The following is a 25,506-nucleotide window of genomic DNA, read 5'->3' on the forward strand; positions in this document are numbered from 1 at the left end:
AGCCCGTGCCGCCGCCGCGGCCACCGCGCCCGCCAGCGCCCGAGCCGGTGACGTTTGCCGTGGCGGTGCCGAATATTACCTCGTATGACGAGGGCGGCACGCCCAACGTGGCGCCCATCCCGAACAAGCCTGCCACCGGCATCCGGCAAGACATGCCCCCCGCCACGGCGCCAGCGCCGTCCGATGGCCAGCAGCACCATATCGGCCTGCTGCTGCCGCTGCGTTCGGAAACCCTGGGCCCGGCCGCCGAACTGCTGCGCGCCGGCTTCATGGCGGCCTACGAGCGCGACCGCAGCGGCTTTGAAGTGAGCGTGATCGACACGGGCGACGCCACCAGCGACGTACTGAACACCTTTGCGCAGGCGCAAAGGGAGCAGGATATCGTGGTGGGACCTTTGGCGCGCTCGGCCGTGACAGCCGTGGTCAATAGCGACCTGGTCACCAAGCCGACGATTGCCCTGAATCATCCCGACAACCGCGACGAAGCGCGCCTGCCCGCCAAGCTGCTGGTGATCGGCCTGTCGATCGAAGCGGAAGCACGCCAGGTGGCTGCCTGGGCCGCCAGCGAGCAGCCGGGCGCCAGCGCGCTGATCCTGTCGGCCGGCGCACCGTCGCAGCGCCGCATCAGCACGGCCTTCAAGCAGGAATGGCTGCGCCAGGGCGGCAAGGTCGACGTGGTCGAACTGTCGGCCGTGAATGGCTACCTGAGCGACGCCGAAATGGTGCAGCTGCGCGCGCGCCTGGCCGCCACGCCGCCGGGCCTGCTGTTTGCCGCGCTGGACGCCGACCAGGCGCGCCAGCTGCGCGTGGCCATCGGCAGCGACCTGCCTTTATATGGTACGTCTTCACTGAATCCCGGCGCCGGGCGAGGCGCCAGCGGCCCCGAGCTGGACGGCGTGCGCCTGCTGGACTTGCCCTGGCAGGTACAGCGCGATCATCCGCAAGTGATGGTGTATCCGCAACCGCCACAGCCCAACGACCGCCGCCTGACGGCCGACATGGAGCGCCTGTATGCGCTGGGCATCGATGCCTTCCGCGTGGCGCGTGAAGTGGCGCTGCGGCCGGGCGCGCCGTTTACCCTCGATGGCGTGACGGGCCGTTTATCGGTGCGCTCCGACGCGGGCCAGCTGCGTTTTGAACGCACGGAACAGGCGGCCAGCTACCAGAACGGCGCCGTGGCCGTGTGGCCGCCAGCCAACACGCCGCCAGCACAGTAGGACAGCCGCCATGCCTGCACAGAATACGCAAATACTGGGGCGGCAGGCGGAAGACGATGCACTGGCGTATTTGCTGCTGCAGGGCCTGGCGCTGCTGCAGCGCCATTTCCTGTGCAAGGGCGGCGAACTCGATCTGATCATGCGCGACGGCAAGGTGATCGTGTTTGTCGAAGTGCGCCGGCGCAGCAGCACGGCCTTCGGCGGCGCCCTGGCCAGCATCACGCCGGCCAAGCAGCGGCGCATGGTGCGCGCGGCCCAGACTTATCTGCTGGGGCAAAAAAAGCTGCCACCCTGCCGCTTCGACGCGGTGGCCATCGATGGCATCCAAGGTGTCAACCAAATCAGCTGGCTGAAAAACATTTTGGATATGTAAGCATTTTTTACAGTGCTTGTTCGCCATACCGCGCACCTGCACTATAATCGGCAGACTATGAATAATCAACGCATCCTCTCGCACTTCCACGAAAGTGCCGAACTCAAGATCCAGGCCGCTACGGTACTGGCACAACCGATTGCACAAGCGATCGAGCTGATGTTTTCCGCATTGTCGAATGGCAACAAGATTCTCGCCTGCGGCAATGGCGGTTCCGCGGCCGACTGCCAGCACTTTGCTGCTGAGCTGGTAGGCCGTTTCGAGCGCGAGCGCTTTCCGCTGCCGGCACTGGCGCTGACCACGGACACGTCGATCATGACGGCCGTCGCCAACGATTACAGCTACCGCGAGATTTTCTCCAAGCAAGTGCAGGCGTTCGGCCAGGCCGGCGATATCCTGCTGGCCATCTCGACGTCGGGCAATTCGGCCAACGTGATGGCGGCCGTGGAAGCAGCGCTTGAGCGCGAAATGCGCGTGGTGGCACTGACGGGCAAGGACGGCGGCGCCATCGGCAAGATGCTGACCGACGCCGACGTGCATATCTGCGTGCCTGCCTCGCGCACGGCGCGTATCCAGGAAGTACATTTGACAACCATACACTGCATTTGCGACGGCATCGACGTTGCTTTGTTCGGAGGAGATGTGAATGACTAAATTCGGTACTGGCCCAGGCTGGAAACGCGTACAACGCCCACTGGCGACCGCACTCTTGTGCGGCGTCATGATGACTTCACTCACCGGCTGCATCGAACTGATGGTCGGCGGCGCAGTGATGGGCGGCGTCGCTGCGGCAGACCGCCGCACCCTGGGCGCCCAGACCGAAGACAAGTCGATCGCATTGAAAGGTGAATCGCGCATCCCGGCCATCGTTGGCGATATCGGCCATGTGAATGTCACCAGCTTCAACCGCCGCGTCCTGCTGACGGGCGAAGTGCGCGATGAAGCGATGAAACGTGCCGTCGAGAACGAAGTGCGCGGCATCGAAGGCGTGCAATCGGTAGACAATGAGCTGATCATTGCCGGCCCCGCCAGCTACACCTCGCGCACCAACGACACCTTGATCACCACCAAGGTCAAGGCCAGCCTGGTGGACATGAAAACCATTTCGGCCGCCTCGTTCAAGGTGGTGACCGAAAACGCCACCGTCTTCCTGATGGGCCGCGTGACCCAGCGCGAAGGCACGGTGGCCGCCGATGTGGCGCGCGGCGTGGGCGGCGTGCAAAAAGTGGTCAAGGTATTCGACTACATCACGGAAGCCGAACTGAAACAGTTGCAGCCAGATCCGCCGCAACAGCGCGCCAGCAACGATACGCCGCAACAGTAATCATTGCTCAGTAATCATTGCTTAGTCATTATTGAAATAGCTCATACTGCGTACATACCATGTCAACACCGACTCCCGCCGCCAAGTCCTGGATCAAGCCCGCCCTGATCGCCGTCCTCGTGGCTGGCGTGGTGGCGGTCGCCTATGCCTCGGTCAGCAAGAAGCAAAGTGCACCGGATGTGAGCTTCCACACCATCAAGGGAGAGACGATTTCCTCCGCCAGCCTGCGCGGCAAGGTGGTGATGGTCAATTTCTGGGCCACGTCCTGCACCACTTGCGTAGCGGAAATGCCGGAAATGGTCGATACGTACAATAAGTACAAGGGGCAAGGCCTGGAATTCGTCGCCGTGGCGATGCAGTACGACCCCGCCAACTACGTGCTCAATTTTGCTGAAACGCGCCAGCTGCCCTTCAAGGTGGCGCTGGACGCCACGGGCTCCGTGGCCAAGGCGTATGGCGACGTGGCCCTGACGCCGACCACTTTCGTGCTCGACAAGCAGGGCAAGATCCTCAAGCGCTACGTGGGCAAGCCGGAGTTTGCAGAATTGCACAAACTGCTGGAAACCGCGCTGGCGGGCTGACACTGGCACACTGCACAAAACTTTGTTGCTAAGCATTGCAAAATTGTTATAACCTGCCTCTGCGTGATTCCCGTTCACCTTCTGAAGGCCAGCCGTGTCCTCCGACGCCCAAGCACTCGACCCGCAACAACTGAAAACCTGGCTACTCGCCGCCGGCAACAAGGACGCTTCCGCGTTCCGTCTGCTATATCAATCCACATCATCGAAACTGTTTGGCTTCGCGCTGCGTATATTGCATAAGCAAGAGCTCGCTGAAGAAGCCTTGCAAGAGGGTTTCGTCGCCATCTGGAACAACGCTGCCTCCTACCAGAGCCATCTGGCGGCGCCGATGACCTGGATGGCCACCATCGTGCGCAACAAGGCGTTCGATGTGTTGCGGCGCAGCGACGACACAGTGGAAATCGATGCCGAACAGTTTGATAGCGAAGTCATGAATGCACTACGAGATCCCCAGGCCACGCCGATAGAGTCGCTGCAGCTGAGCGGCGATGCCAAGGCGCTGGCGTTTTGCATGTCGGCCCTGGAAGGGCTGCACCGGCAGGTGGTCGCGCTCGCGTATTACCATGACCTGTCGCATAGCGAAGTGGCGCAGCAGATGTCGCTGCCGATCGGCACCGTGAAGACGTGGATACGGCGCAGCCTTGAGCGGCTGCGCACGTGCCTGGCGAAACGGGAGGCCTCATGAATATCCGCGGCAACGATACGCTGCGCCAGAAACTGGCTTCCGAATACGTGCTGGGCACCTTGAAGGGCGGCGCGCGGCGCCGTTTCGAGGGCTGGCTGCACAATGACGCCGACTTGCGCAATATCACGGCCGAATGGCGCCAGCGCCTGGAGCCGATGGCGGAATTCGCCACGCCGGTGGCGCCGCCCAAACGAGTCTGGAAGCAGATCGAACAGCGCTTGCACCTGGCGCCGCAAGGCGGTTGGGCATTGTGGCGCGATTCGCTGTCGTTCTGGCGCTCGCTGGGCATGGCGTCCAGCGCCATCGCGGCCTTGCTGGTGATCGTGGTGGCCACCCGCGTGCTGGAGGCGCCGCAAATCAACTATGTGGCCAGCCTGACCGATGAGAAAGCGCAGACGGCCCTGCTGCTGACGGCCGACAGCCGCCACGGCGCGCTGGAAGTGCGCATGGTGGGCAACGCGCCCGTGCCTGCTGACCGCGATCTGGAGCTGTGGGCCGTGCCGAAGAGCGGCAATCCTCGCTCCTTGGGCTTGCTGGCTGACAAGGGCAGCGTGAAGTTGGCCCTGAACCAGCGCGCCATCGGCAACGATGTCGCCCTGCTGGCCGTGACCCTGGAACCGAAGGGCGGCTCGCCGAATCCGGATGGACCGACCGGGCCGATCTTGTATAAAGGTAACTGGGTCAAAATCTAGGCAAGCAACATCCGGGGTCAGACCCGCCGGGGGAATTTTGTTCAATGAAGAGAATTCCGCTCCCGCAGGGACTGACCCCAGCATTTAAATTTAAGCTCACTTCGGATACAGAATCATCTGGGTGCAGCGGAACAGGGCAATCGTCTTGCCCGTTTCCTTGCTTTTCACCACGGCATCCCACACTTGCGTGTTGCGGCCCTTGTGCTCGACCTTCGCGGTGCAGATGATGGTGCCGTCGCGGGCCGTGCCCAGGTGGTTCGATTTCAATTCGATGGTGGTGAAGTTGCTGGCGCCTTCGGGCAGGTTGGCGATGCAGCCATAACCGGAAGCCGTATCGGCCAGGGTCACCACGCTGCCGGCGTGCAGATAGCCATTCGGCGCCAGCAAATGCGGCAAGACGGGCAATTCGGCCGTCAGCTGGCCATCGCCGACCGAGGTGATGACGATGCCCAGGTGGCTGGGCAGGCGGCCGATGCCGCGTTCATTGAGTACTTCCAGGGTAATGTCGGGATTGCTCATGGTCTCTCTCTATGCTTGTTATCGTCAGTAGTCTCCGGACAGCCAGGCTGGCCGAAATTACTACGATGATAGCAATTTTTCCCGCCAGGCTTGCGCCAACGCTTATTTCCGGCTGCGCCGCCGCTTCCACCAGATCATGCTGCCCGTCAGCAGGAATGCCAGCGGCATCAGTCCAAACAGCATGATGATGCTGCGTCCCACCACGCCAAAGGCCTGGCCCGAGTGCAAGGGGAATTGCCAGCCCAGGAAACGCTCACCCTTGGACGCCGTCAAAGGGTCGCTGATACGCAAGGTCTGGCCGCTGCGCGAATCGAGCGTAATGCGCGTGGCGCCGTCGCCCTGGGCAATTTCATCAGGCTGGCGCACACGTATGTCGTAGGGCACGTTCGGCTTGGCCGGCAAGGCGATGCGCGACACTTGCCCGTGCGGATACAGTTGCTGCGCGGCCGCCATGGCCTCGGCCACGCTGATCGCGGGGCCATGCTGGCTCACATTGCTGAGCTTATCCTTGTCGATCACGCCCGACACCATGCCGACGACGGGCACGATCAATTGCGGCAAATTGAAATAAATGCCGGAAAAAGCCAGCAGCGCCAGCACCGGGGCGGCAACAAAGCCGGCCGCCTTGTGAAACGTGTAATTGAAGCGGGGCCAGGAACCGCCATGCGACACCGTCAAGGCGCTCCGGATGGCTTTCCACTGCAGGCGCGGCCACCACAGCCAGATGCCGCTCAGCGCCATCAGCAGCAAGACCACGCCGGAAATACCGGTGATGGTCTTGCCTACGTCGCCCGTTAACAGATAGCGGTGCAAATGGAACATGCCTGACATCAACAAAGGACGCGACAGGCCGAAACGGCCCCATTCGCGCTCGCCCTTCACTTGCAGGGTGTAGGGGTCGACCATCACCTGGCGCACGATGGCCACCTGGAAGGCGTCGGGTTTGCCTTTCTGGCGGTAGCTGGCCACGTAGACATCATGCTCGTCGGATGGCGGATTGATCTGGCTGGGCCGGCCATAAGCAGGGTCGGCCGTCAGGCGGTCGACCACCGTCTGCACCGTTGCGGGCGTGACCTGAAACACCTGGCCCCGGGCCGGTTTGCTGGCCTGCAGCAAGGTGGGATTGAGCCAGGCATCGAGTTCCGGCATCCAGGCAATCGCCGAGCCGGTCAAACCCAGCAAGACAAACAGGGCGCCGAACCACAGACCGGCATACAGGTGCAGCTTGCCGATCAACAGCTTGCTCAGGCGTTTGGACATGGCGCGATTTCTTGACAGGTAGAAAGGAAATTTTTGGCTGCGGAACGATAGCATGAAAGTGTACGAATGCGTATCGTTATCAATCAACGGCGGTCCGCTTGCGACAAACAGTGCGCAAGCGCCCTGAAATAAACAAAAAACAGGGATTTTTGAGCGTTTCTGCACGATTGTCGAGCGGATCGGCATCATGCGGTTTTCTTGCGCGGCATACACTTTCCCTTATACTTTACCGAAAGGGAACACCATGAAACACACCACACTCCTGGCCGCCATCGCCGGCCTCATTCTCCACGCTGGCGTGCAAGCCGCCCCCGCCTTCAGCGTCAGCAGCGCCGATGTGGCCGATGGCAAGATGATGGGCAGCGCGCAAGTCTTCGAAGGTTTTGGCTGCTCGGGCGGCAATCTGGCGCCACAGCTGTCATGGAAGAACGTACCGGCCGGCACCAAGAGTCTCGCCGTTACCGTCTACGACCCCGATGCGCCGACCGGCAGCGGCTGGTGGCACTGGAGCGTGTTCAACTTGCCGGCCACTACCTCATCCTTGCCGCACGGCGCCACCGCCGCCACCCTGCCCGCTGGCGCAGTGCAAGGCCGCAACGATTATGGCAACAACGCCTTTGGCGGCGCCTGCCCGCCGGCCGGCGACAAGCCGCACCGCTACCAGATCACGGTATGGGCCTTGAAAGTGGACAAGTTGCCACTGGACCAGCAATCCAGCGCCGCCATGCTCGGCTATATGCTGAACGCCAATGCGCTGGGCCAGGCCCGCATCACCCCCGTGTATGGACGATAAGTTCACCGGAACACAGGAAGTCGCCTCGAGCGAGCTGCGCATCGCGCGCGGCACCATCGAGGCGCGCCGCGCGCAAAATTTGCGCCGGGTGCCCATCTTCCAGACCAGCCTGTGCCGCATACGGCAGGGTGAAAAGTTGCTGGAATGGGGAGAGCGCCACCTGCGCGCCGGCACCGGCGAGCTGGTATTGATGCCGGCCGGGCAAGAACTGGGGGTGGCCAACTTACCGGGCAGCCACGGTTACCTGGCGGAAGTGCTCAGTTTTTCACCGGCGCTGATAGCACGTTTTCGCGCGCGCCATGGCGGCCTGGTCGATGGGCAGCTGCGCCAGGCGGCCACCGCCAGCCTGTGCGTGCCGCTCGACACCTACGCGGCACTGGCCTGGGATCAATTGATGGCCAGCCTGGCCAATGGCGCGCCACCCGCCCTGCAAGCGCACCAGGCGGAAGGTTTGCTGCTGGTGCTGGCGTTGAACGGCCATTGCGGTCCGCTGCTGATGGACCGCCGCGATCCGCTGGCGGCGCGGGTGCAGCAAGTGCTGCTGCTGGACCCGGCGGCCGACTGGAGCGTGCCCAGGGTGGCGGCCCAGTTAAAGCTGGGGGCGTCTACCCTGCGGCGTCAGCTGGCCCTGGAACATCGCCATTTCCGCGACATCCTCGACGACGTGCGCCTGGGGATGGCCTTGCAAGAGTTGCAAGCAGGTATTTCTCCGATAGGCGACATCGCCGCCGCCTGCGGCTACGCCTCCGCCTCGCGCTTCGCGGCGCGCTTTCGCCAGCGGTATGGACTATCGCCGCGCGACCTGCGGGCCACAGTCTAAAGCAAGTTAATTGCAACAAGATGACAGGATAGGGGTTTTCTTGCTACTATTCGCTCATGTCTATCCGCCAGCCACACCGCAAACCAGCCAGCCACGCGAAGTCCAGCTTCGCGCGTGCGCCATGGCGCGTGTGCCTGGCCATGTTCAGTGCACTGGCGCTGGTGTTCCTGCTGTCGACCGCCGCCACGCATTTGCACAAGAGCAGCCTGGCGGCAGAAGACTGCTCGCTGTGCGCCACCGTCATCGACAAGGTCGCCGATCTGACCGTGCCACCGGTCGTCCTTGAACCGGTCGCCCAATTATTGCCCTACCGCTTGCTGGCGGTCGTTTCTGTCACACCAACGCTTGCCGTTCCCCTGTTGCTGCCGCCCGTGCGCGGCCCGCCGTCAATCTCCTTGTAGTTCCCACGCTGTTTTTTTCTTTTTTTCAGGCAACGCCAGGCCGCGTCTACGCGCGCCGCAGGCATCGTCTGGCGTTGACTATTTTTGAGGTTTTCCATGCAACACACTCCACGTTTGAGCGCGCTGTCGCTCGCCCTTGCCAGCCTGTTTTCCGTTTCCGCCTATGCAGCCGATGCTGCGCCGGCACCGGCCGCCGATGTTTCTTCCGCTGCCGATACCAGTGGCGATAGCAGCACGGCTGCACCACAGGACATGCAAACGGTCGAAGTCACTTCAGCCCATTTGAAAAGCGCCCGCATCGAGCTGTCGCCCAAAGTTGGCACCACTGTCTACAGCATCGATAGCCACATGGTGAATATGCTGGGCCAGGGCGACAACACGCCATTCAATGAAGTCCTGCTGCGCCTGCCGGGCGTATCGCAAGACTCCAAGGGCTCCGGTGCGCTGCATGTGCGCGACGACCATGCAAACGTGCAATACCGTATCAATGGCGTACAGTTGCCAGAAAGCATCAGCGGTTTCGGCCAATCGATCGATACGCGCTTGATCGCCAACACGGATTTCGTCACGGGCGCCTTGCCTGCCCAGTTCGGCCTGCGCACGGCCGGCATCGTCGATATTGAAACCAAGGAAGGCGGCGTGACGCCGGGCGGCCGCGTCGGCGTGCTGGTCGGCAGCAACAACTACGTCGAACCCAGTGCTGAATTCTTTGGCAGCGTCGGCAAGTTCAACTACTACCTGTCCGGCAGCTACCTGGGCAACTCGATCGGCGTGGAAAACCCGCAACCGACGCGCAGCCCATTGCACGACAAGACGCGCCAGAACAAATCGTTCGGCAGCCTGTCGTATTTCCTCGATGACAACACCCGCCTGGGCGCCATGTTCGGCACCTACAACGGCCGTTTCCAGATCCCGAACAATCCGGACCAGGCGCCAGGCTTCACGCTGGCTGGCCAAAGCGATGCCGCGGCCGGCACGTCCACCCTGCCATCGTCGCAGCTCAATGAAAACCAGCGCGAAGTGAACCGCTTCCTGGTACTGTCGCTGCAAAAGAGCCTGGGCGACCTGAACTACCAGGTGTCGGCCTTCCACCAGTATTCGGAATTGCACTTCACGCCAGACTCGATCGGCGACCTGATCTATAACGGCGTGGCGTCCGATACGCTGCGCTCGAACACCGCCTCGGGCGCCCAGTTCGATCTCAGCTATAAACTCAATCCAGCCCATACGCTGCGCACCGGCCTGGCGTATACCCGCCAAAAAACCGTCAGCAACAACACGGTGGGCGTATTCACGACCGGCGACGACGGCGCGCAAAACTCGACCACGCCGACCACCATCATCGACAACAGCGGCAAGACGGGCACGCTGGCCAGTTTCTACCTGCAGGATGAATGGCATATCAGCAAGCCGCTGACCCTGAACTATGGCGTGCGCTTCGATAAAGTGTCAGCCTTCACCAGCGAACAGCAATGGAGCCCGCGCGTCAACCTGGCCTACCAGCTTGCACCAGGAACCGCCTTGCACGCCGGCTACTCGCGCTACTTCACGCCGCCACCGCAAGAACTGGCAGCGCAAAGCAGTATCGACCTGTACGGCAATACCACCAATGCGCCGGAAATCGGCACGTCGGACAACGTCAAGGCCGAACGCACGCATTACTATGACGTGGGCATCAGCCATCAAGTCAACTCCAAGCTGACCCTGACGGCCGACGTGTACTACAAGAAAATCACCAACCTGCTGGACGAAGGCCAGTTTGGCCAGGCGCTGATCTTGTCGCCATTCAACTATGCCGAAGGTTATGCCAAGGGCCTGGAACTGTCGGCCATCTACAACGAGAAAAACTGGGGCGCCTTCCTGAACGCCAGCACGCAAAAAGCGCAAGGCCGCAACATCATCTCGGGCCAGTCGCTGTTCGGTGCGGACGAGCTCGCTTACATCAGCAAGAACTATGTCTACCTCGACCATGACCAGACCTACACCATGTCCGGTGGTGCGCATTACCACTTCGGCGATTCGCAAGTAAGTGCTGACTTCCTGTACGGCAGCGGCTTGCGCGACACACCGGATGGCGGCGCACCGAACTCGGGCCACCTGCCGCACTACTTCACCGTCAATACGGCCCTGACCCACACCTGGAACCACACGCCAGTGGGCAAGGTCGAAGGCCGTCTGGCGCTGATCAACCTGTTCGATAAATCGTATCTGCTGCGCGACGGTTCCGGCGTAGGCGTGGGCGCACCGCAATACGGCGCCCGCCGCAGCCTGTACGCAGGCTTGTCGACCAGCTTCTGATCCTGAACAGCGACGCCAGGCGGGACTACGGAGCTCTCGCCTGGTAACTGTGATTACCGTAATAAAAAGGACGCCATCAGGCGTCCTTTTTATTTCCATCCAAGCAAGCTGCTTAGCCGGCGCCAAACACCAGCTGGAACATCTTGAACATCAGCATCAAGGCCGCAATGATCAGATAGCCGCGCAAGGCCGCCATCCACAAACGGTTCAGCAAGCTGATCTGGGCAGGTTGCAATTGTTCGATGGGCGGCATGCGCCAGGTGTCGCGCAAGCTCCTGTCGATGACGGTGTGTGGCGCATGGACCACGCCACGCCGCTTTTCCAGCCATTTCACGCCGATCGCCGACGCAGCCGTGAGCAAGCTGCCGGAGACCAGTATCCAGACGATCTGGGTACCGGAAATGCTGGGGAACAACACCGACGCCGTCAGGATGATGGACATCATGACCAGCGCCGCGACGATGGCGCCGGCGCCGTAATTGACCAGCCGCGAATTGACCCACGGGCCCAGCACTTGCTTGTCATTGCACAGCAGCAGCAAGAACACGGTGGCGCCCGGCAACAAGACGCCCGCCAGGGTTTGCACCATATTCGTCAGCAGGCCCAGCGATACACCCGGCGTCAACACCAGCGCCGCCGCAATCGCGATCAGGCCGCAATACACGGCATAAAAACCCTTGGCGTCGCCTGCCTTGCGGTGCAGCGAATGTTTCAGCGACAAGATATCGCCCAAGGCATAGGCGCTCGACAACGATACGGCCGACGCGCCGATGATGCTGGCGTCGATCAGGGCCAGCGCAAACAGGACGCCAGGCAAACGGCCATAATATTTTTCGATGCCATGGGCCACCGCGCCCGCATCGACGAAGTTGCCGAACTCGGGACGCCCGCCAAAGGTCTGCGCGCAAAACGCCATCATGGCGGCCGCGCCAACGATGACGATCACAATGCCCAGCCACAAGTCGATCCGTTCATACTTGATGAAACGGGGCGTGATGCGCTTGTCGATGACATAGCTTTGCTGGAAGAACAGTTGCCAAGGCGCCACGGTGGTGCCGACAATCGCGATAATCAGCAACATCACTTCGCTTAATTTACTGCCGGGCGGCAAGCCTGGTATCAACAGGTCATGCGCCATTTGCCCGACCGGCGGATGGATCATCAGCACCACCGGCACCAGCAGCAGGCTGCCGAACACCAGCAGCATGGCGAAGCGCTCGAAGCGCCGGAAATTACCGGTAGTCGCCACGCCCATGATGATGATGGCGGCCGCCACCAGGCCCCACAGTTTCGACACACCCAGGTAGTCGAGGCCCAGGCTGATGCCGATGAATTCCGTGACGATGGTCAAGGCATTGAGCACGAACAAATCGATTACGCTGAACGCGCCCCAGAACTTGCCGAAGCGCTCGAAGATCAGGCGCGCATGGCCGACGCCCGTCACCGCGCCCAGGCGCAGCACCATTTCCTGGTTGATATACAGTACGGGAATCAGCATCAGCAGAGTCCACAGCAGGGTGGTGCCATAGTTCTGGCCCGCCTGGGTATAGGTGCCGAAGGCGCCGGCGTCGTTGTCGCCCACCATCACGATCAGGCCGGGGCCAAGTATCGCCAGCAGGGTCTTGAATTTGGCCCACCAGGTGCGGCGCGGCGCATGGTCGTTGGCGCCGATGGAACCGAAGGCGCCATGGATATCGCCCACATGGGCGTCATCGAGCACGGCGCCGGCATGGGAATGGGCAGGGGCGGGCGAGGGGGGAACTTGCTTGAGCACAGTGTTGGACATGATGCACCTCAGAATTCGGCATGCAGCCGGACAGTATCGACATTCACCGGACCACGGTCGGTGTTGTAGCCAGGATTGTTGATGTGCTGGAAGCCCAGCATCAACGCCGTAGCGCCCGTCAAATTCAGGTTGTAATAAACTTCCATGATCTGTTCAGGCTTGTAATTGAGGCGTCCATCGCCGATGAAACCACCGAGTCCGCCCAGCGCCAGATAATCGCGGTGCGCCTGGCTCAGGCCATTCTGGGCAAAGGCCAGCGCGAAGGTATCCCTGGGCCGGCGCCAGCGGTTGCCGTTGAAGGACAGGCCAGCGCTGACCGAACGCTCGATCTCGGTGAAGGAATAGGTTTCGGTCTGCCCATCGTTCCAGCTGGCGCGGGCGAACAGGCCCACATCGGGACGCAGCGCATGCTCCAGGCTGAGGCCATAACCCACCTTGTTTTGCTCGCGGCGCACGTCCACCACGGAAGGAATCCCGCCGCTCAGGCTGGCGGCGGCAATGGCGTCATTGAAATTGCCCATGATTTCATGGTTGCGGAAAGCCATCAGCTTGAGCTTGCCCGACTGGCTGCCCAGGCTATAGTCGCGCTCGATTTCAACCTGGTCGCCATGCAGCCTGCCATAGCGGGTATCGAGCGGCTGGCCGTTGGCGATCACCGGCACCAGGTAGCGGCCGGCACGAAACGCCCAGTCGCCGTCGTAATACTCGGCGGCGGCGCCCCAGGTGTAGCCGCGCGCATCGGCCGCGTAATCGAAGGCGCCGTGGGTCAGCAAGGCCCAGTTGGTAAATTGCGTGCGCGGGTCATGCGCATAGCTATTGTTGTCGAAGATATCGATGATGCTCATATTGCCCACGGTAATCACCAGGCGATGCCGGTCCACCATGCCGGCCAGCTGGTTGGCGCCCGATTCGACCGCGTCCTGGCCGCCGCCAAAATCAAAGGTTTGCTTCAGATACAAGCGCGCCCGGTAAAACGTCGGGGTCGGGCCGCTGGTCTTTTGCTGCTCGCTATTGGTCAGCCCGCCCAAGCCATGCAGCTCGGAAAACGGCACCGCCTGGATCATTTCTGGATTGAAATACAGCTCCGTGCCATGCCATGGCCGGTAGCCAAAATACGCGGTAGCGGTCAGCGAATACGATTTTTCACGCCCGGGCATCAGGCTGTTGTCGCCCGAATACGGCGCGGAAAACGCATCCTTGTGCTGCCACAGATACGTGCTCTGGAAGTTTGCGTTCCAGTTTTCATCGGGCACGACTTCCTGCGCATGCAGCGACAGTGGCATGTACATCAACCGCCCCAGCAGAAAAGCGATGGCGACCTTCTTTTTGTTTTGAAACATGGCTAACTCCTCTGTGTATAAACATGGAAAGCCAGGCATCGGTTACCGTTCGCGCAGCCCGACAGCGTGCCTGCGGCGCGCGCCGCATCACAAGCCGCTCAGCCGGGAAAGCCGGGCGGTATCAGGTCGTGCCGGGGCCTCGGACAAGCACCGAAGACCCGGCAATCAATATGTGTAGTGGGAGTAAGCAGAACCGGCGCGACAGGCTGCGCACAGGTAGGGATACCACCATCCGCCGACGGCAAGATAGTGGCAAGGCAGTGCTTGCGGAATCTTACCGGGACAGGACCAAATACAAGGTTTGGCAACAACTACAATCGGAACTAGCGCCCACGCAAGGACTCCATGAAAGTGAAAACAGGGCGAGTGTAGGCAGCGCCATTTCCTGCGTCAAGCGCAAAAAGCCGAAACAAATGAGATCGATACTGTCGCGTTGCGGCGCGTGGACAGCTTAAGAAAGCTTCTGAAAATACGCAGGATCTTTGGTTGACCAGTGTTGTCCAGGCCGCTACCGTAACCGCCTGCGAAGCAGGCTGGGCCTGGCGTTGACGCCGGCTCACGCCCAAACGAGCGGGCTTTTTCCTTGGGAGACCAGGTAGTCATTCGCCTGGCTGAACGGCTTGCTGCCAAAGAAGCCCCGGTGCGCCGACAGCGGCGATGGATGGGGTGCTGCCAGGATGCGATGCTTGCGGACATCGATCAAGCTGCGCTTGGCTTGCGCATAGCCACCCCACAAGATAAAGACCAGGTGGTCGCGCTCGTTCGACAGGGTGTGGATGGCGCTGTCCGTCAGTTTTTCCCAGCCCTTGCCCGCATGCGAGCCCGCCTCCCTGGCGCGCACCGTCAGCACGCTGTTGAGCAGGAACACGCCTTGTTCGGCCCAGTCCGACAAATCCGTGCGGCTGCGCTGCACACCGAGATCGTTGTGCAATTCCTTGAAGATATTTTGCAGGCTGGGCTGGGGAGGATTGCCCTCTGGAATCGAGAAACACAGACCCATGGCCGCCCCCGGCGTGTGATACGGGTCTTGCCCCAGGATCACCACTTTGACATCATCGAACGGCGTCGTATCGAAAGCACGGAAGATATCCTTACCGCGCGGAAAGCATGGCCCCGCCTTGTACTCTTCCTTGACGAAGGCCGCCAGCTGCTGCCAGTACGGCTGTTCAAACTGCGGCTGCAACCGTTCTTTCCATGAGGCTTCGATGCGTACGTCCATGCTGCTCCCATCTTCCTGTTAAAACTTATTTATCGTCGTAATGATAGCGGCATGCGGCGATGTAGATGCAGCCGGCATCGGGCAGATAGACCAGGCGATGCTGGCGGTCGATGCGGCGTGACCAGAAACCCGTCAAATCGCCTTTCAGCGGTTCCGGCTTGCCCGTACCCTTGAACGGATCGGCCAGGCATGCCTGGATCAAGTCATTGATTTTTTGCAGGATTTTTATATCCGTGACTTGCCAGTACAGATAGTCTTCCCAGGCGTGATCGCTCCAGGCCAGCACGGCCGAGCTGGCTTGCTGCTTGTTTTCAGCCTTCTTGTTTTTCATGGTCCAGCAACTCCCGCAGCTTGGCCTTGCCTGCCTTGATTTGCGCCACGGAATCCATCAGCCGGCTGGCGTTCTTTGCCGAGCCCAGCAGGTACAGGGTTTCTTCGATGCTGTTGTAATCCGACAAGGACAACATCACCACGTGTTCACCATTGACGCGCGTGATCACCGTCGGCGTGTGGTCGTTGCACACGTCGTCCATCACGCTTTTCAAGCCCGCGCGGGCCTCGCTGAAAGTCAGGATATTCATGCCGTATTGTCCTTATGCAAATCCACAGGCGACTGTCGCCCGCAAATAATTGTACAGGATGTTGTACACACGCTCAATCAGGCAAAAAAAACCGCCCGGCTTGCGGCGGACGGTTCTTTTGAGGCGAAATCGGCTTAAAAATTCAGCGCCGATTCCACGCCAGCGCTATGCGCCTGTTCATCTGCATGGTAGGAGCTGCGCACCATGGCGCCGACGGCGGCGTGGGTGAAGCCCATTTTGTAGGCTTCCGCTTCGAACATCTTGAACGTATCCGGGTGCACGTAGCGGCGCACCGGCAAGTGGCTGTTCGATGGGGCCAGGTATTGGCCGATGGTCAGCATGTCGATGTCGTGCTCGCGCATGTCGCGCATCACTTGCAGGATTTCCTCGTCCGTCTCGCCCAGGCCCACCATGATGCCGGACTTGGTTTTTACGTCCGGATACATGGCCTTGAAATCTTTCAGCAGTTTCAGCGAGTGCATGTAGTCCGAACCGGGGCGCGCTTCCTTGTACAGGCGCGGCGCCGTTTCCAGGTTGTGGTTCATGACGTCAGGCAAGCCATCCTTGAACAGGTTCAAGGCTTTTTCCAGCCGGCCGCGGAAGTCGGGCACCAGCACTTCGATGCGGGTGTTCGGCGACAGGGCGCGTGTTTGCTGGATGCACTCGACGAAATGGCCGGCGCCGCCGTCGCGCAGGTCATCGCGGTCGACCGAGGTGATGACGACGTAGTTCAGGCGCAGCTTGGCGATGGTTTTCGACAGGTTCGCAGGCTCTTCCTTGTCCAGCGGATCAGGACGGCCATGGCCCACGTCGCAGAACGGGCAGCGGCGCGTGCACTTGTCGCCCATGATCATGAAGGTGGCCGTGCCCTTGCCGAAGCATTCGCCGATGTTCGGGCAGCTGGCTTCTTCGCAGACGGTGACCAGATTGTTTTCGCGCAACACGTCCTTGATTTCATAGAAACGGGTCGATGCGGAGGCAGCCTTGACGCGGATCCAGTCCGGCTTTTTCAGGCGCTCGACCTGTTCGATCGGGATGATCTTGATCGGAATGCGCGAGGTCTTGCTGGCGCCTTTTTGCTTTTCGCTCGGGTTGTAGACGGGAGCGGCGGTAGCGGCAGGAGCGTTGCTGGAAATGGTCTCAGAAGTCATGGCTGCAAGCCCTTGACGGGCATAGTTTAGTTTGTTTGCTCAGGCAACGACTGCCTGAGGCGCGCCTGCGGCGCTATTCACTTCGTGTACGTCGAGTAATACGGTCAATTCGCGGGCCAGCGCGCGCTGCACCTCAGCCAGCGGCACGTCCACGCCCATGCTGCGCATGTCCACCGTCTTCAGGCCGGAATAACCACAGGGATTAATCCAGGAAAACGGCGCCAGGTCCATCGCCACATTGAGCGACAGGCCATGGTAGGTGCAGCCGTTGCCGCGCACTTTCAAGCCCAGCGCGGCGATCTTCGCACCCTTGTCCGGCCCGCCGGCCATATAGATGCCAGGCGCGCCATCGATGCGCTCGCCTGCAAGATTATACGCCGCCAGCACATTGATGATGGCTTGCTCGATTTTATGCACGAACTGGCGCGCATACAGCTTGCCGCCCGGCTTGTTGCGGCGCAAGTCCATCAACAGGTAAATCACCACCTGGCCGGGACCGTGGAAAGTCACTTCGCCGCCGCGGTCGGTCTGCACTACCGGTACATTTTCCGCGCCAGCCAGCAAATGGCCGCGGTCGGCCGCCAGGCCCAGCGTAAACACGGGCGGGTGCTCGACGATCCACAGCTCATCGCGTGTTTCCGTGGTACGGGCATCGGTAAAGGTCCGCATGGCGGCGAAGGTCGGTTCGTAATCAACGCGACCGAGCTCGCGGATCAGCGCAGCTTCAGTGTGGGTGGTGGTCATGACAACTCTGTAGTCGGCGGCGTAGCCGTGATTATAAAGCAGGCCAGCGATTACTTCAGGGCCACAGGCGCTACGCCGCCACACACCATTATTGAATGACTAATAATTGGGCCAGTTTTTGCGCTGCATGACGCACCTGGGCCAGGCTCAGGGCCGTATAGCCGATCAGCACGGCCGGCGCCCGTTGCAGACCGTGGCAAAAGTCGCCCAGCGGCTGCAGCGCCAGCCCCGCCTGCGCCGCCTGGGCACAAAATGTCCGTTCATCGCTGCCTGGCGGCAGCCACAATATGCAATGAAAACCCGCTTGCTGGCCGGAAATCGTGTATTTGCCGGGTGCCTCGCGCTCCAGGCAGGCCAGCAGCATGTCGCGCCTTTCCTTGTAGGCAAGGCGCGCCTGGCGCAGGTGGCGCACGAAAGCGCCATCGTCCATCCAGGCGGCCAGCGCCAGCTGTTCCGTCATGCCCACCGAACGGCCCGTTAGCTGCAGGGTGCGCAGCAGCAGGGGGAGCAGGCCGGGCGGCAGCACCATGAAACCCACGCGCAAGCCCGTAAACAAAGTCTTGTTGAAGCTGCCGCAATACACCACGCGCTGGTATTGGTCCAGCGCCCTCAGCGCTGGCAGCGGGGCGCTGTGGTAATTGAATTCGCTGTCGTAATCGTCTTCCACCACCCAGGCGCCGCTATCGCTGGCCCATTCCAGCAATTCCAGGCGCCGCGTGACGGACATGGTCACGCCCAGCGGCGACTGGTGCGCCGGCGTCACATACACCAGGCTGGCGTCGACATGCCGGCGCAGGACCGCGCAATCGATACCTTCCGCATCGACGGCAATATCGGCGATCACGGCGCCGCTCATGGCAAACAGGCTGCGCGCGGCCGGGTAGCCGGGGTCTTCCAGACAGACTTTGTCGCCCGCCCGCACGATGCTGCGCGCCAATAAATCGAGTCCATGGCGGATGCCGGTAGTCACCACGATGTCTTGCGGACTGCAGCGCACGCCACGGTACTTGCCCAGGTAATCGGCGATCTGGCGGCGCAAACCCGCATCGCCGGCCGGATCGTCGCTGCACAGTTGCTCGGGCGTGGCGGCAGCCAGCGCCCGCGTCGCACTTTTGGACCAGGCCGCCATGGGGAACAGGCTGGCGTCGGCGCGCCGCGCCACGAACGGCAACCCCTCGCGCACGCCCGTATCGGACACCGGCGCCGGTTCGGAAAATGGCCCGGCCGGGGTAGCATCTTCAAATCCTGCCATGAGGAAACGTTCAGGCACCACCGCGCACACGCGGGTGCCCGAACCGGGAATGCGCGTCACATACGCTTCAGCGTGCAGGCGGTCGAACACGGCCTCGATGGTGCCGCGCGACACTTGCCAGCGTTCGGCCAGGGTGCGGCTGGACGGCAAGCGGCTGCCTGCTGGCAGCAATTTGCCCAGGATGGCAGAACGCAGCGCTTCATAAGCGCCCGTCTGTTTGCTGACGCCCTGCTGGTCCAGCCAATTGGCGGGGCGGGGCAAGTCCAGCGCCAGTGGTGATTTTCCTCGCGGCATGATGATGATCGTCCAAGTGGTCCAATGAGATTTCCCATATCCGGTGCTTCTTATTAAACCACAACCATCTTATTCTCAGCGCTCCACTGAACCTGTCTTTGTGAATACCATGCATAAACCGCTGCCCATCTGGGCCTGGACTGCCATCCTCATGCTGCTGGTGTGCCTGTCGCGCATCAGCATCGATATTTATCTGCCTTCGCTGCCCGCCATGGCCGATGCACTGCACGCCAGCGACGCGCAATTGCAATTGACCCTGAGCCTGTTCATGGCCGGCTCGGCCGCCTCGATGCTGGTCTGCGGCCCGCTGGCCGACCGCCATGGCCGCCGCCCCGTGCTGCTGGCCGGCACCATGATTTACCTGCTGGCCAGCATCGTTTGCGCCTGCGCCAGCAGCGCGCCCGTGCTGATCGCCGCGCGCGTGCTGCAAGCGTTCGGCGGCTGCAGCGGCACCATCGTCTGCAGGGTGATGGTGCGCGACCATTTTGACCCCGCCACGCAAGCGCGCATGCTGGGCCACATTTCGATGGGCATGGGTTTGTCGCCCATCGTCGCGCCCTTGCTGGGCAGCGTGCTGGAAGTGACATTGGGCTGGCGCGCCGTGTTCATGGTGCTGTGCGCGCTGGGATTGCTGTCCTTGCTGCTGATCGCCCGCTATCTGCCGGAAACCAAGCCCGCCAGCGCAGTGCTACCAGGCAATGTATTGCAGCTGTACCGCCGCCTGCTGGGCGACGCCTATTTCATGCGGTATGCGCTGGCCATCGGTTTTGTGTATTGCACCTATTTTCCGTTTATCGCGGAATCGTCGGTGCTGTTGCAAAGGAGTATGCACCTGTCGCCGGGCGCGTATGCGCTGGTGTTCGGCCTGACGGTCAGCGGCTATATGACGGGTTCAAAACTGTTCCAGACATGGGGGCCGCGCCATGGCGCCGACCGCATGCTGGGCCTGGCCGTGGCGCTCAACCTGGCGGGGGCAGCCAGCCTGCTGCTCCTTGGCAAGCTGGCGCCCTGGCACCTGGCGTCGCTGGTGGGGCCCATGATGGTGGTGATGTTGTCGGTGGGCATGGCCATCCCCGCCTGCCAGCTGGCCGTGCTGCAGCCGTATGGCGCGCAGGCAGGCAGCGCCTCGGGCCTGTTCTTCTTTATCCAGATGGCGATCACGGCCGCCTGCGGCGCACTGATCGCGGTCCTTTCCGATGGCAGCGCGCGGCCCATGCTGTGGGTCACGGCAGGCGCCAGCGCAGCCTTTGCCGGCGTCTGCCTGCTGGCACGCCCGGCGCCAACCCGTGTACTTACATGACGATCTTGACCATCGGGTGGGCCGACAGGGCCGTGTACAGGGCGTCGAGCTGTTCGCGGCTGACGGCGCGCACGGTCACGGTCAGGCCCGTGTAATTGCCTTTGCCGGAAGGACGTTCTTCCAGGCGGCCCGCATGGAAGGTCGGATCGTGGCTGATGACCAGTTCCATGATGGTCGGTGCGAAGTCGACATGCGTCGGCCCCATGACCTTGATCGGGAAATCGCTGGGGTATTCGATCAGCGACTCACTGGGGGGTATCGTTTGCATATTCATTCCAATCACGTGCGGCATTAAAAGAGAGCTGGCAAGGCGATCGCATTGCCCATGCCGATATTGTAGCCAAAATCACGCACCGGCTGCATTTGGCAGGCACTTCCGCACGGAAAGCGGGTAAAAAAAGGCCAGCCCGAAGGCTGGCCAAAGCTATTTCAAATCGGAAAAAAAGAAATAGGGTGAAACGCCGTGCTGTCTCGTCGCATCACCGCGCCAGCTTCCAGGCCGGTCGGGGCGGTCATTGCTCCGTTGCATTTTGCAATAACAACAGATTAACAAAACATACCGATGCGACAGGGCAGATTGCGACGAACGGTCGAAATCGGCGGCTGAATGTCAAAAAACGCCGCCCAGAATGCGTCTCAGCGCTCCTGCTGCGGCTGCAAACGCCCATCCTGCGGACGGCGCATTTCACGGTTTTCACGCGGGCGCTCGGTACGCGCCTCCTGGCGTGGCTCGGGCGCCTGCATGATGGCGCGCGGCGTAGGCTGAGGCTGAGGCTGAGGCTGAGGCTGAGGCTGGGCTGGCGGCTGAGGCGCTGGCTGCGGGTCGCGGCGGCGCTCACGTTCGCGCTCCCAGCGCTGCGGCGCCTCTTGCGCACGCTCGTCACGCAACTCACGCTCGCGTTCACGGCGCGGGAAAGCCATCGGATTCTGCACGGGCGGCAGGGCAGGCACGGCAGGCATTTGCGGCGCCGGCGGCGACGCCGGTACGGGCGGCGCAACCGGCACGGCAGGCGCGGGCGGCGCCGTCACGATCGGCGGACGCACCAGCGGCGGGCGCGCCATCGGTGGGCGGGGCGCCGCCGGATTCAGCACCGGCGCCGGTGCGTTGGCGCGCCAGTCGGGACGTGGCTGCTCGACCTCCAGCGCTTCCGTCTGCAGGCGGGCGGGGCGCCGGTTCCACTCGCGCGTCTCGATCTCGCGGCGCGGCATCACTTGCGGCCGCTGCCAGCCGGCAGCCGGCGGCGGCGCCGTCGTCAAAGGCATGTTGTGCAGTTGCGGCGCGGGCATGGCGACGCGGCTGCCACGCGGGACGTCCACCGTGCGGTGCGCGCCAAAACGGTCGCCCGGCAGCATGCTCATGCCGTCGCGGCGCTCACGCTCGTAAGGCAGCGGGCGGCGGCCATCGGCGATGCGGTTGATACGGCGTTCATATTCGGGCGTGACGCGGTAGCCCGGCACGTAGCGGTCGCGTGGCGAGAGCGGGTACCAGCCGATGCCGCCTTGTCCTGGCCTCCCCTCAGGCCGCTGGCCATGCGGCTGCCAGTGATTGCCGCCGACCCAGCCTACCAATGCAGGCGACCAGGGAATGCGTCCCCGCTCGCGGCCCGGCGCCCAGCACCAGCGCGATCCGACCAATACCCAGCGGCCATAATGCGAGGGGGCATAGCCCCAGGGCGCATTGTCGACCCAGGTCCAGCCCCATGGCGCGACCCAGGTCCAGCGGCCATCGCTGTACGGCGCCCAGCCCACGGGCACCGTGCGCGGCAGCCACAGCGGGCCATAATCGGCATCCTCCTGCCAGGAACCATACTGGTCCAGCTCTTCATAACCGGTAATGTCTTGCGTCACATAGCGCAAGGCGGGCGTGGCCACCGGTACCGCTTCCGGCCAGTTGTCGAAGGCCACGCGCTGCAGCGGTCCCGTGCGCACTTCATCGTCCCTCAGTTCGGCGCTCTTTCCTGCGAGCAAGGTGATGCTGGCGCTTGTACCATCCACGTCCGCCACGCCTTCGAGCACGCTGACGACGCTGGTGTCTGGCTGGCGCTCGGCATCGATGCGCACCCAGCCCGGCTGCGCCAGGGTGATCCTGGCCTGCCGTGTCGTCAGTTCGAAGCCACGCACGGCATCGGGGTTACGCACGCGCACGCTGACGCTGCCATAACTGAGGTGCAATTTGAAATTGTCGTCATCGAGCTGGTTCACTTCCAGTTCGGAATCGCCGTCGAGACGCACGGCCACGGCGCCCAGGCGAAATTCCGCCTGGGCGCCACGCAGGGTGCTCAACTGGCTATCGGTGGTCACGGGCCAGTTCAGCAAGGCGTTTTGCGCTTCGCCATCGCCGGTGCGCACCAGCACTTGTCCCTCGACCGTGGAAATGCGGCCCACGCGGGAGGGCGGATCATCGGCCAGCGCCAGGCTCATCACCGACGACAGGGCAAGCGCGCACAAGGTTTTCAACAAGATCGGACGCATGGCAGCGCTCCAGGCAGGATTATCGGATGACAGATAAGCATTACAGCGCGATCAACATCGCGCCACAAGCAGGCTTACAAATGTTTGCAAATCTGGCAATGCACGATGTGCACCGCCGGAACAAACTCAATTTGTCACGTGAGCGCCCCGTTTGACGAAAAACAGCGCCGTACCCACCGCCATCAGCAAGCCGCCAAAGAAACGGTTCTGCTTTTTGACTGCCTTGGCGTCGCGGAAAAAACGCTGCATCGAGGATGCCAAAAAGGCGTAGCTATGCATGACGATCAAGTCGATGCTGCACATGGTGACGGCCAGTATCAACAATTGCGGCAGTACGGGCGCACCGGCGCTGATGAACTGCGGCAAGACCGCCACCATGAAGATGATGCCTTTCGGATTCGTCACATTCGTCAAAAACCCCGTCAGCACGCGCCGGCCACCCGATGGCAGCGCCGCCTGCGCATGCAGGTCGCCCGTCACGGCCACCTTGGCGCGCCATTGCGACAGGCCCAGATAAATCAGGTACAGCGCACCCACCGTCTTGACGATATTGAAGGCCACTTCCGAGGCCAGCAGCAGGGAGCCGACACCGGCGCCCGCAATGAACAGCACCACCAGCAAGCCCATCTGCAGACCCAGGATGGTGGCGCTGGTTTTTTTCACGCCATACGACAAGCCGTGCGACATCGACAGCACGGCGCCGGAGCCGGGCGAAACGGCGATGATGGAGGCGGCGATGACAAAGGTGATCCAGGTGGCAAAGCTCATGCTGATTCCAAAAAGATAATGACGAACAGCAATTTTACTCCGCTACGTGCGCGGCTGCCGGCCATCCCTGGGGTAAGATCGTTTCCAGGCTTTCTCTTGCAGTACAACCAAGAATAACATGATGAAAAACAACACTTTCCAGATATTATTGTTTTCCTTTGGCAACATGGGAGCGCGCTGAGATGGCCGGCGGCAGCCTGTTGGCCTTGCTCGACGACATCGCCAGCGTACTCGATGACGTTGCCCTGATGACCAAGGTAGCGGCCAAGAAAACCGCCGGCGTGCTGGGCGACGACCTGGCGCTGAACGCGCAGCAAGTGTCCGGCGTGCGCGCCGAGCGCGAATTGCCGGTGGTGTGGGCGGTGGCCGTCGGTTCGCTGAAAAACAAGGCGATCCTGGTGCCTGCCGCGCTGGCCATCAGCGCGCTGGCGCCCTGGGCCATCACGCCGCTGCTAATGATCGGTGGCGCCTACCTGTGCTTCGAAGGCTTCGAGAAAATCGCCCACAACTATTTGCATCCCGGCGACAACCGCAAGGCAGAATTGGCACAGGCGGCGCGCAATCCGCAGGTGGACCTGGTGGCGCTGGAAAAGGACAAGATCAAGGGCGCCATCCGCACCGATTTCATCCTGTCAGCGGAAATCATCGTGATCGCGCTGGGCACGGTGGCAAGCGCCAGCTTCGCCGAGCAGGTGGCGGTGGTGGCCGGCATCGCCGTGATCATGACGGTGGGCGTGTATGGCCTGGTAGCGGGCATTGTCAAGCTCGACGACGCAGGTTTTTATCTGTCTGCGCGCCAGGGCGCAGGCAAGCTGATGAATGGTGTGCGCGGCCTCGGCCGCCTGCTGGTATCGGCCGCGCCCAAGCTAATGAAGCTGCTTTCCGTGGTGGGTACGGTGGCCATGTTCATGGTCGGTGGCGGCATCCTCACGCATGGTTGGCCCTGGGCCAGCGCCATGCTGCACCAGGCAGAAGTAGCGGTCGCCAGCGTGGCCGTGATCGGGCCTGCGCTGGCGGTGGTCACGCCCAGCCTGCTCAACGCCATCGCTGGTGTGATCGCGGGTGCGCTGGTGCTGGCCGGTGTGACGGCTGGCTCGGCTTTGTTGCGCAAGATCACAGCGCGTCAGTAAGCTTGGTCACTAAGCTTGCTGAACACCGTCTGCATTCACTGTAGTCAGCTTATACCGTTTTTATCAAGCGGCTATTGAGAGCGATGAAATCCACATTCTCTTCATGGTCAAAATCTTCAATGACATCTTGAAGGTGCATATGTTCCACGCCATTCGTTGACATCGCAGATGCAGCACTGATAAGAAAAACACCAAGATTTCTGATTGTCTCTGGATCAGCAAGGATGGAAACCTCGTCCAGCTGGATATTTTTATCACTGCCGACAGCGGTTCCGTGAACGGTAAATGTAGTGAGTCTTTTCATAGATTGAAACCTTGCTTTCGACTTCCTGCGCCAGGCGACGCTGGCGTATCTGCTGCACGACAAGTTCGACCAACGCGTCGTGCTTACAGGATGTCGATTGGAAAAATAAATAAGTAATCTGGAACTATAAGCGGAAACCCGGCCAACCATCCGCCATGTAGTCATCGCAGGCTGCAGCAAATTAGCCAGGCCAATTTTAAGG

General features: G+C 61.7%; 27 protein-coding genes. 13 read left to right on the forward strand and 14 right to left on the reverse strand.

Going from position 1 to position 25,506, the window contains the following annotated elements; translation table 11 throughout:
• The first annotated feature begins 5 nt into the window (after positions 1-5).
• The 7 genes from ACL9RI_RS26505 (at position 6) to ACL9RI_RS26535 (ending at position 4,872) form a co-directional block, all read left to right on the forward strand.
• A complete protein-coding gene (locus ACL9RI_RS26505) occupies positions 6-1,217 on the forward strand; it encodes a penicillin-binding protein activator (RefSeq protein WP_422729451.1) in 1,212 nt (403 codons plus the stop codon).
• A 10-nt stretch (positions 1,218-1,227) separates the two neighbouring features.
• Positions 1,228-1,590 (forward strand): YraN family protein, encoded by a 363-nt coding sequence (locus ACL9RI_RS26510; RefSeq protein WP_422729452.1) that lies wholly within the window; start codon positions 1,228-1,230, stop codon positions 1,588-1,590.
• A gap of 57 nt (positions 1,591-1,647) precedes the next feature.
• On the forward strand, positions 1,648-2,244 hold the full coding sequence (locus ACL9RI_RS26515; protein WP_183682364.1) for a phosphoheptose isomerase: 597 nt from the start codon (positions 1,648-1,650) through the stop codon (positions 2,242-2,244).
• Positions 2,237-2,914, forward strand: a complete 678-nt coding sequence (locus ACL9RI_RS26520; protein WP_422729453.1) for a BON domain-containing protein — start codon at positions 2,237-2,239, stop codon at positions 2,912-2,914. Before ACL9RI_RS26515 ends, ACL9RI_RS26520 begins: the two co-directional genes overlap by 8 nt.
• A gap of 59 nt (positions 2,915-2,973) precedes the next feature.
• Positions 2,974-3,495, forward strand: coding sequence for a peroxiredoxin family protein (locus ACL9RI_RS26525; RefSeq protein WP_422729454.1), 522 nt, complete (start codon positions 2,974-2,976; stop codon positions 3,493-3,495).
• Between the two features lie 94 nt (positions 3,496-3,589).
• Positions 3,590-4,180 (forward strand): sigma-70 family RNA polymerase sigma factor, encoded by a 591-nt coding sequence (locus tag ACL9RI_RS26530; RefSeq protein ID WP_422729455.1) that lies wholly within the window; start codon positions 3,590-3,592, stop codon positions 4,178-4,180.
• Entirely contained in the window at positions 4,177-4,872 is a 696-nt protein-coding gene (locus tag ACL9RI_RS26535) for an anti-sigma factor (protein WP_422729456.1), read from the forward strand. Before ACL9RI_RS26530 ends, ACL9RI_RS26535 begins: the two co-directional genes overlap by 4 nt.
• Positions 4,873-4,968: 96 nt before the next feature.
• Here the strand turns inward: ACL9RI_RS26535 and ACL9RI_RS26540 are convergent, their stop codons facing one another.
• Positions 4,969-5,391: a PaaI family thioesterase gene (locus ACL9RI_RS26540; protein WP_422729457.1), complete on the reverse strand. Its 423-nt coding sequence runs from the start codon at positions 5,389-5,391 to the stop codon at positions 4,969-4,971.
• A 102-nt stretch (positions 5,392-5,493) separates the two neighbouring features.
• Positions 5,494-6,651, reverse strand: a complete 1,158-nt coding sequence (locus ACL9RI_RS26545) for a PepSY-associated TM helix domain-containing protein (RefSeq protein WP_422729458.1) — start codon at positions 6,649-6,651, stop codon at positions 5,494-5,496.
• Between the two features lie 244 nt (positions 6,652-6,895).
• On the opposite strand from ACL9RI_RS26545, the gene ACL9RI_RS26550 reads away from it, so the two are divergent.
• The 4 genes from ACL9RI_RS26550 to ACL9RI_RS26565 all read left to right on the forward strand — a co-directional run bounded on the left by ACL9RI_RS26550 (position 6,896) and on the right by ACL9RI_RS26565 (position 10,963).
• Positions 6,896-7,444 (forward strand): YbhB/YbcL family Raf kinase inhibitor-like protein, encoded by a 549-nt coding sequence (locus tag ACL9RI_RS26550; protein WP_422729459.1) that lies wholly within the window; start codon positions 6,896-6,898, stop codon positions 7,442-7,444.
• The gene (locus ACL9RI_RS26555) at positions 7,434-8,264 is read left to right on the forward strand and encodes a helix-turn-helix transcriptional regulator (RefSeq protein ID WP_422729460.1); all 831 of its coding nucleotides are present in this window, start codon (positions 7,434-7,436) and stop codon (positions 8,262-8,264) included. The genes ACL9RI_RS26550 and ACL9RI_RS26555 overlap by 11 nt, the downstream gene beginning before the upstream one ends.
• Before the next feature lie 56 nt (positions 8,265-8,320).
• Positions 8,321-8,665, forward strand: a complete 345-nt coding sequence (locus tag ACL9RI_RS26560; RefSeq protein ID WP_422729461.1) for a hypothetical protein — start codon at positions 8,321-8,323, stop codon at positions 8,663-8,665.
• A gap of 96 nt (positions 8,666-8,761) precedes the next feature.
• Complete coding sequence (locus ACL9RI_RS26565) at positions 8,762-10,963, forward strand: TonB-dependent receptor (RefSeq protein WP_422729462.1); 2,202 nt, start codon at positions 8,762-8,764, stop codon at positions 10,961-10,963.
• A gap of 112 nt (positions 10,964-11,075) precedes the next feature.
• Here the strand turns inward: ACL9RI_RS26565 and ACL9RI_RS26570 are convergent, their stop codons facing one another.
• The 8 genes from ACL9RI_RS26570 to ACL9RI_RS26605 all read right to left on the reverse strand — a co-directional run bounded on the left by ACL9RI_RS26570 (position 11,076) and on the right by ACL9RI_RS26605 (position 19,330).
• Positions 11,076-12,749 carry an NRAMP family divalent metal transporter gene (locus ACL9RI_RS26570; RefSeq protein WP_422729463.1) on the reverse strand — a complete coding sequence of 558 codons (1,674 nt, stop codon included), beginning with the start codon at positions 12,747-12,749 and terminating at the stop codon, positions 11,076-11,078.
• 8 nt (positions 12,750-12,757) lie between these two features.
• On the reverse strand, positions 12,758-14,089 hold the full coding sequence (locus tag ACL9RI_RS26575; RefSeq protein ID WP_422729464.1) for a carbohydrate porin: 1,332 nt from the start codon (positions 14,087-14,089) through the stop codon (positions 12,758-12,760).
• A gap of 556 nt (positions 14,090-14,645) precedes the next feature.
• Positions 14,646-15,308: a uracil-DNA glycosylase gene (locus tag ACL9RI_RS26580; RefSeq protein WP_422729465.1), complete on the reverse strand. Its 663-nt coding sequence runs from the start codon at positions 15,306-15,308 to the stop codon at positions 14,646-14,648.
• Positions 15,309-15,333: 25 nt separating this feature from the next.
• Entirely contained in the window at positions 15,334-15,639 is a 306-nt protein-coding gene (locus ACL9RI_RS26585; RefSeq protein ID WP_422729466.1) for a Txe/YoeB family addiction module toxin, read from the reverse strand.
• On the reverse strand, positions 15,620-15,889 hold the full coding sequence (locus ACL9RI_RS26590) for a type II toxin-antitoxin system Phd/YefM family antitoxin (protein ID WP_422729467.1): 270 nt from the start codon (positions 15,887-15,889) through the stop codon (positions 15,620-15,622). The genes ACL9RI_RS26585 and ACL9RI_RS26590 overlap by 20 nt, the downstream gene beginning before the upstream one ends.
• 134 nt (positions 15,890-16,023) lie before the next feature.
• A complete protein-coding gene (gene lipA / locus ACL9RI_RS26595) occupies positions 16,024-17,040 on the reverse strand; it encodes a lipoyl synthase (RefSeq protein WP_422729468.1) in 1,017 nt (338 codons plus the stop codon).
• A 39-nt stretch (positions 17,041-17,079) separates the two neighbouring features.
• Complete coding sequence (gene lipB / locus ACL9RI_RS26600) at positions 17,080-17,784, reverse strand: lipoyl(octanoyl) transferase LipB (RefSeq protein WP_422729469.1); 705 nt, start codon at positions 17,782-17,784, stop codon at positions 17,080-17,082.
• A gap of 88 nt (positions 17,785-17,872) precedes the next feature.
• Positions 17,873-19,330, reverse strand: a complete 1,458-nt coding sequence (locus ACL9RI_RS26605; RefSeq protein WP_422729470.1) for a PLP-dependent aminotransferase family protein — start codon at positions 19,328-19,330, stop codon at positions 17,873-17,875.
• A 109-nt stretch (positions 19,331-19,439) separates the two neighbouring features.
• On the opposite strand from ACL9RI_RS26605, the gene ACL9RI_RS26610 reads away from it, so the two are divergent.
• On the forward strand, positions 19,440-20,630 hold the full coding sequence (locus ACL9RI_RS26610) for a multidrug effflux MFS transporter (protein WP_422729471.1): 1,191 nt from the start codon (positions 19,440-19,442) through the stop codon (positions 20,628-20,630).
• On the opposite strand, the gene ACL9RI_RS26615 is transcribed toward ACL9RI_RS26610, so the two are convergent.
• From ACL9RI_RS26615 to ACL9RI_RS26625, 3 genes are all read right to left on the reverse strand, one after another.
• Positions 20,623-20,898: a DUF493 family protein gene (locus ACL9RI_RS26615; RefSeq protein WP_183682316.1), complete on the reverse strand. Its 276-nt coding sequence runs from the start codon at positions 20,896-20,898 to the stop codon at positions 20,623-20,625. The two genes, ACL9RI_RS26610 and ACL9RI_RS26615, sit on opposite strands and share 8 nt — an antisense overlap.
• A gap of 368 nt (positions 20,899-21,266) precedes the next feature.
• Positions 21,267-23,102 carry a DUF6600 domain-containing protein gene (locus tag ACL9RI_RS26620; RefSeq protein ID WP_422729472.1) on the reverse strand — a complete coding sequence of 612 codons (1,836 nt, stop codon included), beginning with the start codon at positions 23,100-23,102 and terminating at the stop codon, positions 21,267-21,269.
• Positions 23,103-23,228: 126 nt separating this feature from the next.
• Positions 23,229-23,870, reverse strand: a complete 642-nt coding sequence (locus tag ACL9RI_RS26625) for a LysE family transporter (RefSeq protein ID WP_422729473.1) — start codon at positions 23,868-23,870, stop codon at positions 23,229-23,231.
• Positions 23,871-24,052: 182 nt separating this feature from the next.
• On the opposite strand from ACL9RI_RS26625, the gene ACL9RI_RS26630 reads away from it, so the two are divergent.
• Entirely contained in the window at positions 24,053-25,000 is a 948-nt protein-coding gene (locus tag ACL9RI_RS26630; RefSeq protein WP_422729474.1) for a DUF808 domain-containing protein, read from the forward strand.
• Between the two features lie 49 nt (positions 25,001-25,049).
• On the opposite strand, the gene ACL9RI_RS26635 is transcribed toward ACL9RI_RS26630, so the two are convergent.
• Positions 25,050-25,304: an Imm32 family immunity protein gene (locus ACL9RI_RS26635; protein WP_422729475.1), complete on the reverse strand. Its 255-nt coding sequence runs from the start codon at positions 25,302-25,304 to the stop codon at positions 25,050-25,052.
• Positions 25,305-25,506 lie beyond the last annotated feature (202 nt).

It is taken from the genome of Janthinobacterium sp. Mn2066 (assembly GCF_049319705.1).
In the GTDB taxonomy this organism is placed as follows: Bacteria; Pseudomonadota; Gammaproteobacteria; order Burkholderiales; family Burkholderiaceae_D; genus Janthinobacterium.

Coding starts and splice junctions, on each gene's coding strand:
- ACL9RI_RS26570 (WP_422729463.1), bottom strand. CDS start 12,749: ATGTCCAACACTGTGCTCAAGCAAGTTCCCCCCTCGCCCGCCCCTGCC.
- ACL9RI_RS26545 (WP_422729458.1), bottom strand. CDS start 6,651: ATGTCCAAACGCCTGAGCAAGCTGTTGATCGGCAAGCTGCACCTGTAT.
- ACL9RI_RS26520 (WP_422729453.1), top strand. CDS start 2,237: ATGACTAAATTCGGTACTGGCCCAGGCTGGAAACGCGTACAACGCCCA.
- ACL9RI_RS26510 (WP_422729452.1), top strand. CDS start 1,228: ATGCCTGCACAGAATACGCAAATACTGGGGCGGCAGGCGGAAGACGAT.
- ACL9RI_RS26590 (WP_422729467.1), bottom strand. CDS start 15,889: ATGAATATCCTGACTTTCAGCGAGGCCCGCGCGGGCTTGAAAAGCGTG.
- lipA (WP_422729468.1), bottom strand. CDS start 17,040: ATGACTTCTGAGACCATTTCCAGCAACGCTCCTGCCGCTACCGCCGCT.
- ACL9RI_RS26605 (WP_422729470.1), bottom strand. CDS start 19,330: ATGCCGCGAGGAAAATCACCACTGGCGCTGGACTTGCCCCGCCCCGCC.
- ACL9RI_RS26575 (WP_422729464.1), bottom strand. CDS start 14,089: ATGTTTCAAAACAAAAAGAAGGTCGCCATCGCTTTTCTGCTGGGGCGG.
- ACL9RI_RS26615 (WP_183682316.1), bottom strand. CDS start 20,898: ATGCAAACGATACCCCCCAGTGAGTCGCTGATCGAATACCCCAGCGAT.
- ACL9RI_RS26550 (WP_422729459.1), top strand. CDS start 6,896: ATGAAACACACCACACTCCTGGCCGCCATCGCCGGCCTCATTCTCCAC.
- ACL9RI_RS26515 (WP_183682364.1), top strand. CDS start 1,648: ATGAATAATCAACGCATCCTCTCGCACTTCCACGAAAGTGCCGAACTC.
- ACL9RI_RS26555 (WP_422729460.1), top strand. CDS start 7,434: ATGGACGATAAGTTCACCGGAACACAGGAAGTCGCCTCGAGCGAGCTG.
- ACL9RI_RS26610 (WP_422729471.1), top strand. CDS start 19,440: ATGCATAAACCGCTGCCCATCTGGGCCTGGACTGCCATCCTCATGCTG.
- ACL9RI_RS26540 (WP_422729457.1), bottom strand. CDS start 5,391: ATGAGCAATCCCGACATTACCCTGGAAGTACTCAATGAACGCGGCATC.
- ACL9RI_RS26560 (WP_422729461.1), top strand. CDS start 8,321: ATGTCTATCCGCCAGCCACACCGCAAACCAGCCAGCCACGCGAAGTCC.
- lipB (WP_422729469.1), bottom strand. CDS start 17,784: ATGACCACCACCCACACTGAAGCTGCGCTGATCCGCGAGCTCGGTCGC.
- ACL9RI_RS26535 (WP_422729456.1), top strand. CDS start 4,177: ATGAATATCCGCGGCAACGATACGCTGCGCCAGAAACTGGCTTCCGAA.
- ACL9RI_RS26580 (WP_422729465.1), bottom strand. CDS start 15,308: ATGGACGTACGCATCGAAGCCTCATGGAAAGAACGGTTGCAGCCGCAG.
- ACL9RI_RS26565 (WP_422729462.1), top strand. CDS start 8,762: ATGCAACACACTCCACGTTTGAGCGCGCTGTCGCTCGCCCTTGCCAGC.
- ACL9RI_RS26620 (WP_422729472.1), bottom strand. CDS start 23,102: ATGCGTCCGATCTTGTTGAAAACCTTGTGCGCGCTTGCCCTGTCGTCG.
- ACL9RI_RS26585 (WP_422729466.1), bottom strand. CDS start 15,639: ATGAAAAACAAGAAGGCTGAAAACAAGCAGCAAGCCAGCTCGGCCGTG.
- ACL9RI_RS26630 (WP_422729474.1), top strand. CDS start 24,053: ATGGCCGGCGGCAGCCTGTTGGCCTTGCTCGACGACATCGCCAGCGTA.
- ACL9RI_RS26625 (WP_422729473.1), bottom strand. CDS start 23,870: ATGAGCTTTGCCACCTGGATCACCTTTGTCATCGCCGCCTCCATCATC.
- ACL9RI_RS26635 (WP_422729475.1), bottom strand. CDS start 25,304: ATGAAAAGACTCACTACATTTACCGTTCACGGAACCGCTGTCGGCAGT.
- ACL9RI_RS26525 (WP_422729454.1), top strand. CDS start 2,974: ATGTCAACACCGACTCCCGCCGCCAAGTCCTGGATCAAGCCCGCCCTG.